The 14,972-nt window shown below is 70.4% G+C and carries 14 protein-coding genes; 1 reads left to right on the forward strand and 13 read right to left on the reverse strand.

The window, feature by feature from the left end:
* From VF139_03360 to cysE, 6 genes are all read right to left on the reverse strand, one after another.
* A partial coding sequence (locus tag VF139_03360) for an SPFH domain-containing protein (protein ID HEX6850418.1) occupies window positions 1-476 on the reverse strand: 476 nt, incomplete at its 3' end.
* Window positions 477-490: 14 nt separating this feature from the next.
* Window positions 491-994, reverse strand: a complete 504-nt coding sequence (locus VF139_03365; protein ID HEX6850419.1) for a hypothetical protein — start codon at window positions 992-994, stop codon at window positions 491-493.
* Window positions 995-1,007: 13 nt separating this feature from the next.
* A complete protein-coding gene (gene secA, locus VF139_03370; GenBank protein HEX6850420.1) occupies window positions 1,008-3,752 on the reverse strand; it encodes a preprotein translocase subunit SecA in 2,745 nt (914 codons plus the stop codon).
* Window positions 3,753-3,766: 14 nt separating this feature from the next.
* Window positions 3,767-4,321: a S24/S26 family peptidase gene (locus VF139_03375; GenBank protein ID HEX6850421.1), complete on the reverse strand. Its 555-nt coding sequence runs from the start codon at window positions 4,319-4,321 to the stop codon at window positions 3,767-3,769.
* Between the two features lie 241 nt (window positions 4,322-4,562).
* Window positions 4,563-5,732 carry an acyl-CoA dehydrogenase family protein gene (locus VF139_03380; protein ID HEX6850422.1) on the reverse strand — a complete coding sequence of 390 codons (1,170 nt, stop codon included), beginning with the start codon at window positions 5,730-5,732 and terminating at the stop codon, window positions 4,563-4,565.
* Entirely contained in the window at window positions 5,729-6,370 is a 642-nt protein-coding gene (gene cysE / locus VF139_03385; protein ID HEX6850423.1) for a serine O-acetyltransferase, read from the reverse strand. The genes VF139_03380 and cysE overlap by 4 nt, the downstream gene beginning before the upstream one ends.
* A gap of 87 nt (window positions 6,371-6,457) precedes the next feature.
* On the opposite strand from cysE, the gene VF139_03390 reads away from it, so the two are divergent.
* The gene (locus tag VF139_03390) at window positions 6,458-7,660 is read left to right on the forward strand and encodes a PP2C family protein-serine/threonine phosphatase (protein ID HEX6850424.1); all 1,203 of its coding nucleotides are present in this window, start codon (window positions 6,458-6,460) and stop codon (window positions 7,658-7,660) included.
* On the opposite strand, the gene VF139_03395 is transcribed toward VF139_03390, so the two are convergent.
* The 7 genes from VF139_03395 to VF139_03425 form a co-directional block, all read right to left on the reverse strand.
* Window positions 7,646-8,368: a hypothetical protein gene (locus tag VF139_03395; GenBank protein HEX6850425.1), complete on the reverse strand. Its 723-nt coding sequence runs from the start codon at window positions 8,366-8,368 to the stop codon at window positions 7,646-7,648. The genes VF139_03390 and VF139_03395 overlap by 15 nt on opposite strands.
* Before the next feature lie 22 nt (window positions 8,369-8,390).
* Window positions 8,391-9,692: a hydroxysqualene dehydroxylase HpnE gene (gene hpnE, locus VF139_03400; GenBank protein ID HEX6850426.1), complete on the reverse strand. Its 1,302-nt coding sequence runs from the start codon at window positions 9,690-9,692 to the stop codon at window positions 8,391-8,393.
* Window positions 9,689-10,483: a squalene/phytoene synthase family protein gene (locus VF139_03405; GenBank protein ID HEX6850427.1), complete on the reverse strand. Its 795-nt coding sequence runs from the start codon at window positions 10,481-10,483 to the stop codon at window positions 9,689-9,691. Before VF139_03405 ends, hpnE begins: the two co-directional genes overlap by 4 nt.
* A complete protein-coding gene (hpnC, locus tag VF139_03410) occupies window positions 10,480-11,328 on the reverse strand; it encodes a squalene synthase HpnC (GenBank protein ID HEX6850428.1) in 849 nt (282 codons plus the stop codon). Before hpnC ends, VF139_03405 begins: the two co-directional genes overlap by 4 nt.
* Window positions 11,329-11,331: 3 nt before the next feature.
* Complete coding sequence (gene rny, locus VF139_03415) at window positions 11,332-12,894, reverse strand: ribonuclease Y (protein ID HEX6850429.1); 1,563 nt, start codon at window positions 12,892-12,894, stop codon at window positions 11,332-11,334.
* The gene (locus tag VF139_03420) at window positions 12,891-13,559 is read right to left on the reverse strand and encodes an MBL fold metallo-hydrolase (GenBank protein HEX6850430.1); all 669 of its coding nucleotides are present in this window, start codon (window positions 13,557-13,559) and stop codon (window positions 12,891-12,893) included. Before VF139_03420 ends, rny begins: the two co-directional genes overlap by 4 nt.
* 21 nt (window positions 13,560-13,580) lie before the next feature.
* Window positions 13,581-14,972: EF-Tu/IF-2/RF-3 family GTPase (locus VF139_03425; protein ID HEX6850431.1), on the reverse strand; the 1,392-nt coding region annotated here is incomplete at its 5' end.

Genomic DNA, 14,972 nt, shown 5'->3' on the forward strand with positions numbered 1-14,972 from the left:
CGCGAGACGACGATCTCGCGCAGGAACCCCTCGATCGCGTCCGTGGCGAAACGCCCCTGGCTGCCGACGACGGTGTTGAGGAACACCTGCGGGTCCTTCACGCGCGTCGAGAACATCCCGTGGGCGCGAAGGCGCACCATCGCGAGCTCGGCGTCCCGGAACAGGACCGGCTCGCGCGTCCCCCACTTCAGGTCGGTGAACGTCTTGCGTGCGACGTAATACGCGTCGGCGCGGAACGGCGAGGTCCCGCCGAAGGGAAGCCCGATCAGACGCGTGAGCAGCGGGACGTTCGCGGTCGTCAGGGTATGGCGGCCGGGGCCGAACGTGTCGAGCGCCTTCCCGTCGCGGAAGAAGACGGCCCACTGGTTCTCGCTCACCACGAGCTGCGCGCCGAGCTTCAGCTCGCCGCCCGCCGGGTGTCGCCAGACCATCTCGCGCCCGCTGTCGTCCTTCCACTCGAGGACTTCGATGGCCATCGGGTCTCCCCTCGTCACGCCCCCGCGGGCGAGTCGAACAGTTCCTTGCGTCGAACGATCTTGCGATCGAGCCCCTCGGCGGCCTGCGCCAGCTCCTGGAGCGTCTCGGCCTTGGGGCTTCCCCCCGACGCCGCGTGGACCCGCTCGCCGAGCGCCTGCACGTCGCCGAGAAGCGTGAGGTCGTAGGCGTAGATCTGCTCGAGCTCCGCATCGCGGATCTTTACCTGGTCGAACAGACCGGAATAACCGTAGTCCGCGAAGCGGAGGGACGAGGCGGCCTTCTGGAGCGACTTGTCCAGGCGCGCGACGTCGTTCATGAGCTCGAGGGAGCCTCCCCGGGTGATCGCGTTGCGCAGCGCCGTGAGGGACGACGCCGCCTCCTCCAGCCTCCCCGCGAGGAACTCGCGCAACCTGCGGTCGGTCTCGCGGCGCCCTTCCCGCTCACGGTACCCCGCGACGCCCGGGACGTACGACGCCAGCTTCTCGAGGAAGTTCTTCTCCGAAACGGGCAGCGACATGGACCCTCCCGGATCAGGCCGACGCTTCGGCGCCGGCCCCGTGGCACTTCTTGTACTTCTTGCCGGAGCCGCACGGGCACGGATCGTTGCGCCCGACCTTCGCGTCCTTGCGGGCGACCTGCGTGACGCCGCCCCGGGCGGTGACGCCCGCGGCCGAGCGCGAGGCGGCCTCGAAGATCTGCTCCTGCTCGCGACGGCGCTTCTCCTCCTCGCGACGGCGGTCCTCGTCGGTCATCGGCTCGAGCAGGAACAGGAACCGCACGGCGTCGCCCTCGATGCGGTCCTTCATCGCGCCGAACATGTCGAACGACTCGCGCTTGTATTCGACGAGCGGGTCCTTCTGGCCGTACGCGCGCAGGCCGATGCCGTCCTTCAGGTGGTCCATCGCCAGGAGGTGGTCCTTCCAGGCGTGATCGATGATCTGGAGCAGGATGTGGCGCTCGTACTGGCGCATGAGGTCCGCGCCGACGAGCGCCTCCTTCGCGTCGTACTTCGCCTCGCAGCGCGCCCACACGTCCTCGAAGACGCGATCCGGGTTCGAGCCGTCGAAGACGATCCCTTCCTTCTCGCAGTCCAACCCGTACTGGTGCAGGACCTGCTGGCGGAACGCGTCGAGGTCCCACTCCGACTCGCTCTTCCGCGTGGCGAGGTGGGTCTCGACGAGCGCGTCGAGGATGTCCTTGGCCTTCTCGAAGAGGTACTGCTTCTGCTCCTTGCCCTCGAGGAGATCGCGGCGGAGGCCGTAGATCTCGCGCCGCTGCTTGTTGTTGACGTCGTCGTACTCGAGGAGATGCTTGCGGGTCTCGAAGTTCCGCTGCTCGACCTGTTTCTGGGCGCGCTCGATCGATTTCGAGACCATTCGGGACTCGATCGGGACCCCTTCCTCCATGCCCAGGCGCAGCATCGCCGACTTCATCTTCTCGCCGGCGAAGATGCGCATGAGGTCGTCGTCGAGCGAGAGATAGAAACGCGAGCGGCCGGGGTCGCCCTGGCGGCCGGCGCGGCCGCGCAGCTGGTTGTCGATGCGCCGCGACTCGTGCCGCTCGGTCCCGATGATGTAGAGGCCGCCGAGCGCGACCACGCGGTCGTGCTCCTCGACGCACGCGGGGCGCCACCGGGCGAGCGCCTCGGTGTAGGCGCGGTCCCAGTCCTCGACGGTCGTCTCGGACGGCTTCACGCCCTTGAGGATCAGCTCCTGCCGCGCGAGGAACTCGGGATTGCCGCCGAGCAGGATGTCGGTGCCGCGCCCGGCCATGTTGGTGGCGATCGTGACCGCGCTCACGCGTCCCGCCTGCGCGACGATCTCGGCCTCCATCTCGTGGTACTTGGCGTTCAGCACGACGTGCTTGACGCCCTTGCGGCGCAGCAGCTGCGAGATCCGCTCGGATTTCTCGATCGACACGGTGCCGACGAGGACGGGCTGTCCCTGTTTCTGGCTTTCGACGATGTCGTCGACGACCGCGTTCCACTTCTCGGGCTCGGTGCGATAGATGACGTCGTCGACGTCCTTCCGGACCATCTCGCGGTTCGTCGGGATCGCGACGACCTCGAGGTTGTAGATCTTGTCGAACTCGACCGCCTCGGTGTCGGCCGTTCCGGTCATGCCCGACAACTTCTTGTACATGCGGAAGTAGTTCTGGAAGGTGATCGTCGCGAGCGTCTGGTTCTCGCGCTCGATCTTGACGCCTTCCTTCGCTTCGACCGCCTGGTGGAGGCCGTCGCTCCACCGGCGCCCCGGCATCAGGCGGCCGGTGAACTCGTCGACGATGACGACTTCGCCGTCCTTGAGCATGTAGTGGACGTCGCGCTGGTAGAGGGTGTGGGCCTTGAGCGCCTGGTTGACCGCGTGAAGGATCTCCATGTACGCGGGGTCGTAGAGGTTGTCGACCCCGAGCAGCTCCTGCGCGCGCTCCACGCCGCGGTCGGTGAGCGTCGCGGTGCGCGATTTCTCGTCGACGACGTAGTCGCCGACGTCGTCGTGCTCGTAGTCCTTGCCGCCCTGGATCGTCGCGCCCCGCTCGAGCTTCGGGATGACCCGGTCGACGCGGTAGTAGATGTCGGTCGCCTGCTCGGCGGGCCCGCTGATGATGAGCGGGGTCCGGGCCTCGTCGATCAGGATCGAGTCGACCTCGTCGACGATCGCGAATCCGTGGCCCCGCTGGACCATCGACGCGATCGAGAACTTCATGTTGTCGCGGAGGTAGTCGAAGCCGAACTCGTTGTTGGTGCCGTAGGTGATGTCGGCGGCGTACGCCTCCTGCCGCTCCTTGTCGCTGAGGTCGTGCTGGATGCAACCGACGGTCATCCCGAGGAACCGGTGGATCCGCCCCATCCACTCGGAGTCGCGGCGCGCGAGGTAGTCGTTGACGGTGACGACGTGCACGCCCATCCCGGAGAGCGCGTTGAGGTAGGCGGGGAGGGTGGCGACCAGCGTCTTCCCCTCGCCCGTGCGCATCTCGGCGATCTTCCCCTCGTGCAGGACCATCCCGCCGATCAGCTGGACGTCGAAATGACGCATCTGCAGGACGCGCTTGCCGGCCTCGCGGACGACCGCGAACGCCTCCGGGAGGAGGTCGTCGAGCGTGGCCCCCTGGGAGAGCCTTCCCCGGAACTCGTCCTTCTTCGCGGCGAGCTCCGCGTCGGTGAGGGCGGAGACCGTCGGCTCGAGGGCGTTGATCGTCTCCACGATCGGGCGCAAACGCTTGAGCGTGCGCTCGTTCCTGGAGCCGAAGACTTTGGTCAGGAGGACGTTCAGCATGCTGGCGGAGTATATCAGCCGACCCCGTCCGGTCCGGTGAAGCCGGGGGGGGCGGGAACGGTACGGTGGCACCTGCCGAACAGGAGGCGGTCCGCCATCCGCAGCGTGCCCCGGTCGAGACGCGAGGCCGGCGGGCCGAGCCCCCGCCGGGCGGCGGACCAGAACCGCGCGTGGATCGCGATCGCCCGCCCGTATCCCCGCGCGAGCGTCCCCTCGAGGCCGAGCCACGCCCCGGACCGTCGCAGGGCGACGACCCGCCCCAAGACCTCGGGGACGGCGACGAGCGGGTCGAGCGCCTCGCGACCGTCGCCCCGGAAGACGAGCCCCTCCCGCCGGACGCGGACGCATCGGTGGACCACCGCATCCCCCCCGAGCCGGAAGACGGCGAGGTCTCCCGGCCGGATCCGGCGATCCGCAAGGACGACGAGCACCGCGTCGCCGTCGCTGAGGGTCGGACGCATGCTCCGACCCCGGACCTCGAAGACGGCTCGGCCCGCGCGTTCTCCGAGCAGGGAGATCGCCGCGTCGAGCATGCGATCGGCCGTGGGGGCGGGGGGGTCGCGCCTCATCGCGGGGATAAAAAGGCAACCCCCTCCGGGCCAGCGGGGGGGGCGTCCGTCAGGCCCGGAGGGGGTTCAACACTGACCAGGAGGAGGTCATGTGGCGAGCGTAGGGAAGAGCAATCACGATGCCAGCCTCGAAGGATCGTGTCCTCCACCTTTTTCCGCAGATCCCCCCTCCCGTCGGACGCCACGGTGACGCGCGATCCTGCCGCACGTGCCGGAATGGCGCGAGCCCGCCCGGTCCCCGTCACTCCGACGCCGAGCTCGCCGCTTCGCGCAGCATCGACCGAGCGATCACCAGGCGCTGGATCTGATTCGTCCCCTCGTAGATCTGCGTGATCTTGGCGTCGCGCATGTACTTCTCGATCGGGTAGTCCTTGCAGTACCCGTATCCCCCGAACAGCTGGACGGCGTCCGTCGTGACCCGCATCGCCGTATCGGTCGCCATGAGCTTGCACATGGCCGCGAGCTTGGAGACTCCCTTGGCCCCCGCGTCCGCCGCCCGCGCCGCCGTGTAGACCAGCTGGCGGGCGGCCTCGAGCTGCGTGCCCATGTCCGCGAGCATCCACTGGATGCCCTGGAAGGCCGAGATCGACTGCCCGAACTGGCGGCGCTTGCCGGTGTAGTCGATCGCGAGATCGAGGGCTCCCTGCGCGAGGCCGACCGCCTGCGCCGCGACCCCCGGACGGGCCAGGTCGAGCGTCATCATGGCCCGGCGGAACCCGTTCCCCTCCTCGCCCCCGAGGAGGTTGGCGGCCGGGACGCGGCAGTTCTCGAGGTGGATCTCGACGACCGGCACGCACCGGATCCCCATCTTGTCCTCGTGTTTGCCGACGCGGTACCCGGGGGTCCCGGCCTCGACGACGAACGCCGAGATGCCGCGGGCGCCGCGGCCGGGGCTCGTCACCGCGAAGATGGTGTTGTACGAGGCGACGGCCCCGCCGGTGTTCCACTTCTTCTCGCCGTTGAGGATGTAGTGGTCGCCGTCCTTCTCGCCCTTGGTGGTCATCGAGCCGGCGTCGGAGCCCGCCTCCTTCTCGGAGAGGCCGAACGCGATGAGCTTGTCCCCCGCCGCGATCCCGGGAAGCCAGCGTTGCTTCTGCTCGTCGGTGCCGCCGAGCAGGATCGGGAAGGAGCCGAGGGCGTTCACCGCGTACGCCACCCCCATGCCTCCGCACGCGCGGGAGAACTGCTCCACCACCAGGCACAGGTCGAGCACGCCGCCCCCCGCCCCGCCGTATTCCTTCGGGATCCAGACGCCGCTGAGGCCCGCCTCCTTGATGGCGCGCTGCACTTCCCACGGGTACGTCTGCTCGACGTCGTGTTTCGCCGCGACCGGGCGCATCACCTTCTCGGCGACCTCGCGAGCCCGTTCGCGGAAGTCGAGGTTCTGGGGCGTGAACAGTTCCTTGATCATCCTTGCTCCTTCGGTTTCGTCCGCTCGCGAATCTCTCGCTCGGCCAGGTGCAACTCGTCCTGAAGCGCGCTCAGTTTCTCCCAGATCGGGTCGATCAGCTCCGCATGGTCGAGCAGGTCGGCATGCACACGGACGTCGCGACAGACGACCCGTGCGGGAACGCCGACCGCCGTGCAGTCCGGGGGAACGTCCTGGATGACCACCGAACCCGCGCCCACCTTGGCGTTCCTTCCCAGCGTGATGTTCCCGAGGACCGCGGCCCCCGCCCCCACGACCACTCCCTCCTCGAGGGTCGGGTGGCGCTTCCCCTTCTCCTTGCCGGTGCCCCCGAGCGTCACGCCGTGGTACAGCAGGCAGTCGTCGCCGACGATCGCGGTCTCGCCGATGACCGTCCCCATGCCGTGATCGATGAAGACGCGCCGGCCGAGCCGCGCCGCGGGGTGGATCTCGATCCCGGTCACGAATCGACCGAAGTGCGACACGAGCCTCGCCACCGTCCTGAGCCGCAGCCGCGTCCAGAGGGCGTGGGACAGTCGATGCAGCGCGACCGCGTGCACGCCGGGGTACGTGAGGACGATCTCGAGCGCGGAGCGGGCCGCGGGATCCCGGCGGCGCACCGCGTCGATCAGGTCGAACATGGACGCGCGATTCTCCGCGGAAAGAAGCGGACGGTATACCAACTCGGGCCGCCGCGCGAGCGGTCTGTTAGCATCCGGGGACCGGTGATGCAGTACAAGAACCTCTTCCGCAAGCTCGAGCGCACGCTGAGCAAGATCGAAGGGTCGAGCGACCAGCTCGCCACGACCGCGGAGATCCTCCGCCGGCTCGTCGACGACTTCCGCGACGACCTCGGACTCGTCGGAGGCCGGATCTACGCCCGCCAGGACGACGCCTACGTCCTCGAGCGGGAGTACCCCGAGGGGCGCGCGCGCCTCGGCTTCCGGATCCCCTCGGCCTACCCCGTGATCCAGGAGCTCGCGGTCCAGGGGTTCGTCTACCGGCGCGTGGACGATCCGGACGTCGACCGGGAGATCGAGGGCGCCCTCGGCGTCGAGGTCTTCGCCGCGATCATGGTCGGCGACGACAACGACCAGATCATCGCCTTCTCGCTCGCCGACGACGCCGACGCCAGCCATGTGGTGCACACCCTCAATACGGTCCGGCACGCGATCAACCTCAAGCTGCGGCACGAGTTCCTCCAGGACCGCGTCCTCGAGGCGAGGGAGATCCAGCTCTCGCTGCTCCCTCCGAACCACAAGGTGTTCGGCGACTTCGACATCTACGCCCAGACGCGACCGGCCGAGGAGGTCGGGGGGGACCTCTTCGACTACCTCCCGATCTCGAAACGCGCGCTCGGCCTCGTCGTGGCCGACGCCTCGGGACACGGGCTTCCGGCGGCCCTGCAGGCGCGCGACGCGATCATCGGCCTGCGCATGGGCGTGGCGGAGAGCCTGCGCATCACGGCGACCCTCGACAAGCTCAACAAGGTCATCCACCGCTCCGCGCTCGCGTCGAAGTTCATCTCGCTGTTCTACGGGGAGCTCGAGACGAACGGCACGTTCGTCTTCTGCAACGCCGGGCATCCGCCCGCGCTCGTGTGGGACGGCGCGTTCATGGTCGAGCTGAACCGCGGCGGGATGGTCCTCGGGCCCAACCCCGAGGCCGCGTACGAACGCCATTACACCTCGCTCTCGCCCGGCACGGTCTTCCTCGCCTACACCGACGGGATCACCGAGGCGGAGGATGCCCACGGCGAGAGCTTCGGCGTCGAGCGCCTCAGACGGATCGTGCGCAGCCGCCCGTGGCCGGACGCGAAGGGCCTCGTGGAGTCCGTGTTCGACGCGGTGCACGCCTTCACGGGCCGGGAGCAGCCCGAGGACGACCAGACGGTGCTCGCCGTCGTGCGCGCGCGCTCAGTGGCCCCGTAGCAGGAACACGAGCCCCACGACGGCGATCAGGATCCCCGAGACGGTCTCCATGTGGCGCGCCGCCGCGGGAACCGGGAGGCGACGGGCGCCCACCACGCCGACGACCGACAGTCCGACCATGAGCGCGATCGTCGTCGCCGCGTAGGCCGCGGTGACCGCCGCGAGCGCCACCGCGCCGCGCTCGGCGGTGGCGACGAGCACGGGAAGGATCAGCACGCACGGGTTCACCCCGACGATCAGCGCGAGCGCGAGCCCCCCCGCGCCCCCGCGACCGCGGATCAGGCTCCCGTCGGCGTGGTAGTGCAGGTGCTCCGGGTTCTCCGGGCCCTCGTGGCCGTCGCAGGCGGGGGCCTTCGCGTCGTGGGCGTGGACGAGGGCCCCTCCCGGGTGGAAGTGGCCTCCCTTCCGCCACGCCCAGAGCGCGTACCCTCCGCCGAACACGACGAGGAGGATCCCGCTGGCGTGCTCGAGCCGCTCGCCGAGCGCCTCGGCGACGGCGCTCCCCAGGCGCAGGGCGAGAAATCCGAGCGCGACCGAGAGGGCGGCGTGCACGAAGGCGGAGATCCCCGAGAGCGCGGCCGTCCGCGCCGCCGACCATCTCCGGGCGCGACCGGCCAGCACGAACGGGAGCCAGTGGTCGGGGATCAGCGTGTGGAAGATCGCGGTGGCGACGGCGGTCGGGACGAGGAGTTCGGTCGCGTCGGGCACGGGGGCGGAGTGTAGCAGGAGGTCAGCGCCAGAGAACGCCCGCGGCCCGATGGCCCGAGAGGGCGGCTCCTTCGAGGGTGGCGGGAAGTCCGGTGTCGGTCCAGTCCCCGGCGAGCGCGAGGTTGGCAAGTGCGGTCGTCGGCCCGGGGCGCAGGTGCGCGTTCGCGGGCGAGAGGATCGGGGTCGCGCGCCGTTCCTTGACCACCCGGGAGCGCCGCAGCGTCGCGGCCCGCGCCGCGGGGAGGTAACGTCGCACCTCGTCGAGCGCCTCGCGGGCCACGGTCTCGACGGCGGCGGCGGCGAGATCCTCGGCGGCGCTGGTCACCAGGGCGAGCGATCCGCTCGGCTCGCCCGACTCGAGGATCCCCCGCTCGAACGACCACTGGAACCGGGAGCCGAGGAAGGCCTCCAGCAGGCTCTCCTGCACGGGCCGGTCGAAGACCAGGTGCACGCCGACGATCGCCGACGCGCCCAGCGCCTCCGCCGCCGCCGCGTCGAAGGCCGACGCTCCGGGCGGCAGCAAGCGCGCCGCTTCCGCATGCGGGACCGCGAGGAGGACGGCGCCGGCCGCGAAGGTGCGACCGTCGCGGGCGCGCACCCTCGCGACGCGACCGTCCTCGACCTCGATCGCGCCGGCCGGCGTACCCGGCACGATCGTGCCCCCTCGCGCGCGCAGGTAGGCGACCGACGGCTCCACGACGAGCGGCGTCAGCCCCCGCGTCGCGACGACCGGGCGCGAGGCGCCCCGGCCCGCGAGCAGCGCGCGACGGACGACCTCCGAGAGGAGGGACGCGCACGCCCGCTCGGGCTCGACGTTGATCGTCGCGAGCACGAGGGGATCCCACAGCAGCCGGCGCGCCTCCCCGCCCTGTCCGTGGAACCCGAGCCAGTCGGCGACCGTTCGCTCCCCCGGGCCCGGGGCGTCGCGCACGAGCGACCGCGCGGCGACGATCGAGCGCCAGGGGAATCCGCGCAGCCGAGCCAGGCCGAGTCCGAAGTCGAGGGGGGACGGGAGCGCCGCCGGCCGGAACCGGCGAACCGAGCCGTCCCGTTCGCGGAGCCGGAGATCGAGGCGGCTCTCGAACCGCAGGGTCCGTTCGCCGCCCGTGCGGCGGACGAAGGCGAGGAACTCGTCGTAACACCCGAGCAGGAGATGCTGGCCGTTGTCCTCGACGATCCCGTCCGCGGCGATCCAGGATCTCGATCTTCCGCCGGCGGTCCGGCGCGCCTCGAGGACCGTGACCCGCGCCCCCCGCTCCGCGAGCGCGGTCGCCGCCGCGAGTCCCGCCGTCCCCGCGCCGACGACGACGACGTCCGGGGTCACCCGAGACGCTCGCGCAGCAGCGTCCGACCGGCGATCCAGAGGCGCCGCGCGGCGCTCAGGCGGAGCTCGGCGTCGAGCACCCGGTCGCCCGCGCGCTCGATGCGCGAGAGCAGGGCCTCGTACACCGCCGCCATGATCGAGCCGGACAAGACCCGGGGCCGATCCTCGGGATCGAGCGCCGCGCGGGCCGCCGCGAACCGGGATCGCGCGTAGGCGGCCTCGCCGAGCACGAGCGCCGCGATCCGCTCGCGGGCGTAAGGCTCCCGCGAGCGGAGGTCCTCCTCGGTCACCCCGTGGGAGCGCAGCGACGACGCCGGGAGATAGAGGCGCCCGCGGGCCAGGTCCGGACGCACGTCGCGGAGGACGTTCGTCCACTGCAGCGCGATCCCGAGCTCCTCCGCGTAACGCTCCCGCCCCGGCCCCGTCGCGCCGAAGATCCGCACGCACAGCAGCCCCACCGTGGACGCGACGCGGTAGGCGTAGGCGCGCAAGGCCTCGCGGTCGGGGTACCTGCGCCCCTCGAGGTCCCACGTACACCCCTCCAGCAGGTCGTCGAACGGCCGTCGCGGGAGCTCGAAGCGCCGGATCGCCTCCGCGAGCGCCGGGGCGCCGCCCCCGCGGAACGCCTCGTCGAGCCGCGCGCGCACGGACGCCAGGGCGCGTGCGCCCTCGTCCCGATCGCGGGCGTCGTCCACCGCGTCGTCGGCCGCGCGGCAGAAGGCGTACACCGCCTCGATCGCCGCCCTCCGCTCCGGGGCGAGAACGCGAAAGGCGATGAAGAAACTGCTCACGGGAACAGCGCCCGCGCCCCGATCGCCGCCCAGTCGGCGAGGGCGAGCCTCGGGCGGCGCCGAAAGACGTCGTACCCGCCGCTCTCGAGTCGATGGAGGATGCGCGTCCCTCCGGCGACGACCAGGCGCAGCTCGAGGCGCAGCCTCCCCCGCACCGCGTCGAGCAGAGGGGCGCCCTCCGCGTACAGGTCGCGCGTGCGCGCGGTCATCTCCGCCATCAGCGCGCGAAAGGCGTCGTCCACGCGCCCCTCGCGAAGGGCGGCCTCGGTGACCCCGTGGCGCAGGCGGTCCTCCTCCGGGAGGTAGATGCGGTCCTTCTCCAGGTCCACCGCCACATCCTGCCAGAAGTTCGTGAGCTGCAGCGCCGTGCAGATCGCGTCGGAGCGGAGCGCCTTGGCCTCGTCGCGCTCGCCGAAGAGCAGCAGGACCAGTCGGCCGACGGGGTTCGCCGATCGACGGGAGTAGTCGAGCAGGTCCTCGAATCGCGCGTAGCGCCGCACGCGGCAGTCCTGTCGGAACGCGTCGAGGAGGTCGCGGAGGAGGCGGTCGGGCAGATCGAATCTGCGGATCGTGTCGCCGAGCGCCAGGAAGACGGGATCCGACGTCGTTCCCGCGAGCGCGCGGTCGAGCTCGGCCTCCCACGCGTCGAGCCGCTCGAGGCGCCGCCCCTCGTGCTCGGCCTCGTCGGCGAAGTCGTCCGCCGAGCGGGCGAAGGCGTAGACCGCGCAGACGTGGGGGCGGATCCGCGCGGGAACCGCGAGCGAGGCGACGGGGAAGTTCTCGTAATGCCCGCGGGCGACCGCCCGGCAGTGATCGTAGGCGGCCTCGAGGGGAGATGCGGCCATCGGCTAGCGGGCGAACTCCGTCGCGCGGACCTCGCGGATGACGGTCACCTTGATCTTGCCCGGATAGTCCATCTCGGACTGGATCCGCTTGGCCAGATCGTTCGCGAGCAGGTTCAGGTGCGCGTCGTCGACCACCGACGACTGCGCGATCACGCGGATCTCGCGTCCCGCCTGCAGGGCGTAGGACTGCTCGACCCCCTCGAAGCTGTTCGCGAGCCCCTCGAGCTGCTCGATGCGCCGGATGTACTCGGCCGCGGTCTTGCGTCGCGCTCCGGGGCGCGCCCCCGAGAGCGCGTCGGCGGCCGCGACGAGGATCGTGATCGGCGTGGTGATCTCCACGTCCTCGTGGTGCGCGGCGATCGCGTTGATGACGCGCCAGTCCTCGCCGCACTTCGTCGCGAGCTCCGCCCCGATCTCCGGGTGCGTCCCCTCGCGCTCGTAATCGACCGCCTTCCCGATGTCGTGGAACAGTCCGGCGCGCCGCGCGACCTTCTCGTCCATGCCGAGCTCGGCGGCCATCATCCCGGTGAGGAACCCGACTTCCTTCGAGTGCATCAACACGTTCTGGCCGTACGACGTGCGGTAGAGCAGCCTCCCGAGGTGGGCCACCATCTCGGGGTGGGTGTCCTTGATCGACATCTCCTTGAGGACCTGCTCGGCGGCCCGCTTCATCTCCTCCTCGAGGCGGCGCCGGTTGCGCCGCTCGAGCTCCTCGATCCGGCGCGGGTGGACGTTGCCGTCCTTGACGATCGTCTCGAGGACGCGCCGCGCGATCTCGCGCTTGACCGGGTTGAACCCCGACAGGGTGGCGGTTTCCGCCTGCTCGTCGAGCAGGATCTGGATCCCCGTCGACTTCTCGAAGGCGCGGATGTTCTTCCCCTCGTGGCCGATGATCCGCCCCCGCAGCTGGTTCCCCTGAGGCAGCTGGAAGATGCTCGTCGAGCGCTCCACCGAGAGGTCCGAGGCCATGCGCTCGATCGCGAGCGCGACGATCTTCGTCGCCTCGGTCTCGGCATTGCGCTGCGCCTCGTCCTTGATCTCCTTGATCATGGCGGCGGCCTCGAAGCGGGCCTCCGCGCGGAGGTTGGAGAGGAGCTGGCGCTGGGCCTCCTCGCGGGTCAGTCCGGCGACCCGCTCGAGCCGGGCGTTCTCCTCGTGCTTGAGGTGCTCGAGCTCCTCCTTGCCGCGCGCGAGCTCCGCCTCGCGGGCGGCGAGCTCCCTCTCGGTGTCGGCGAGCCCTTCGCGCTGCCGCGCGACGTCGGCCTCGAGATCGGCGATCTGCTGGCGGGTCGCCTTGAGATCGCGCTCCTGCTTGACGAGCTGGCCGCGTCGCGAGCGGAAGTCGCGCTCGGCCTTCTGCTTCTCCTGCAGGATCTCCTCGCGGGCCTCGAGGATCGCGGCCTTCTTCGCCTTCTCCGCCTCGCGCAGGCCGACGCTGCGGAGCTCCGCCGCCTTGCGCCGCGCCGCCTCGAGGCTGCGCGCGCCGAGCCGGTTGTTGAGCCAGAAGCCGAGCGCCCCCCCCGCGGCCAGGGCGAGGATCTCGGCCACGACGATCCAGACGTTCATCGTCGTCCCCCCCCTCCGGCGCCGACCGCGGCATCGGAGACGAACGGGTTGAAGCGTCGCTCCGCGTCGAGCGTGGTCTCCGGCCCGTGTCCTGGCCAGCAGACGGTCTCCCCGGGGAGCACGAAGAGTTTCTCGCGGATGGACCGGACGAGGACGTCCATGTCCCCGCCCGGGAGGTCGGCCCGGCCGATCGACCCCCGGAAGAGCGTGTCGCCGACGAGCATCGACGACCCCAGGCGCAGACAGACCCCGCCGGGGGAATGCCCCGGCGTGTGGATCACCTCGAAGGCGACGCCGTCGAAGACGAACGGCTCCCCCTCCCGCAGCTCGACGTCGGGAAGCGGGGAGCGGGGCACGCGCAGGCCGAACATCGCCCCCTGCCGTTCGATGTTCTCGAGGAGCGGGAGGTCGGCGGCGTGCATCGCCAGCGGCGCCCCGGTGCGCTCCTTGAAGAAGGCGTTCCCGGCCACGTGGTCGAGGTGGGCGTGGGTGTTGACGATCGCGACGATCTCGAGGCCGCGCGAGGTCGCCTCGTCGAGGATCGGCTCGCTGTCGATCCCGGGATCGACGAGCATCGCCTTCCGGCCCGACGGTCCGACGAGGAGGTAGGGGTTCTCCTCGAAGGGGCCGCAGGTGAACCGGATCCATTCGACGCGTGCGTCCATGGGCGTCAGTGTAGCGGGAAATCAGCCCTTTCGCTGACGTTTCACCATCGGGAGGACCCGCTTGCGCAGCCGCAGGGACTTCGGGGTCACTTCCACCAGCTCGTCGTCGGTGATGAACTCGAGACACTGCTCGAGGGACATCGAGCGCGGCGGGATCAGCCGAACGAGCTCCTCCGAGGTGGAGGCGCGCATGTTGGTGAGCTTCTTCTCCTTGGTGATGTTGACGTCGAGATCCTGGGAGCGGGAGTTTTCCCCGACGATCATCCCCTCGTAGACCTGATCTCCCGGGGCGATGAACATCGTCCCGCGGTCCTGGAGGTGCTCGATCGCGTAGCCGTTCGCCCGCCCCGGGCGGTCCGCCACGAGGGCGCCGGTCTGGCGATGGGGGATCTCCCCCTGCAGCGGGATGTACCCCTCGAAGAGGTGGTTCATGATCCCGGTCCCCTTCGTGTCGCTCAGGAACTCCGTGCGGAAGCCCAGCAGGCCCCGCGAAGGGATGTGGAACTCCATCCGCACCCGGCCGGTGCCGTGGTTGATCATCTTCATCAGGCGTCCCTTGCGGGAGCCGACCTTCTGATTGACGACGCCGATGAACACCTCCGGGCAGTCGATCACGAGCAGCTCCATCGGCTCCCGGGCCTCGCCGTCGATCTGCTTGGTCACGATCTCCGGCCGGCCGACGGACATCTCGTATCCCTCGCGCCGCATCATCTCGATCAGGATCGCCATCTGGAGCTCGCCGCGGCCGGACACCTTGAACGCGTCCGGCGAGTCGGTCTCCTCGACCCGGATCGAGACGTTGGTGAGGATCTCCTTCCACAGCCGCTCGCGCAGCTTGCGGGAGGTGACGTATTGCCCGTCGAGCCCCGAAAGCGGCGAGTCGTTCACGGCGATGACGACCGAGATCGTCGGCTCGTCCACGGTGATCGGCGGCAGGGCGACGGGTTTCTCGGAATCGGCGAGGGTCTCGCCGATCGCGACCCCCTCGAGCCCCGCGACCGCGACGATGTCCCCCGGCCCCGCCTCGTCGATCTCCACGCGCTTGAGGCCGTCGTACCCGTACAGCGCGGTCACGCGGGCGCGCTCCACCGTCCCGGCGATCTTGCAGATCGCGATCTCACGCCCCTTGGCGATGCGGCCGTTGAAGATGCGCCCGATCGCCAGGCGGCCGACGTAGTCGTTGTAGTCGAGGTTGGTGACGAGCAGCTGGAGCCCCATCTCCGTCTCGTACCGCGGCGGCGGGACCGTCACCAGGATCTGCTCGAAGAGGGTCACGAGCGGCTCGTCCGCCCCGTCGGGGGTGCGACGTACGATCCCCTTGCGGGCGTTGGCGTAGAGGACCGGGAACTCGAGCTGGTCCTCGGTCGCGTCGAGGTCGATGAAGAGGTCGTAGACCTCGTTGAGGACCTCCTT

Source organism: Candidatus Polarisedimenticolaceae bacterium (assembly GCA_036376135.1).
In the GTDB taxonomy this organism is placed as follows: Bacteria; Acidobacteriota; Polarisedimenticolia; order Polarisedimenticolales; family DASRJG01; genus DASVAW01.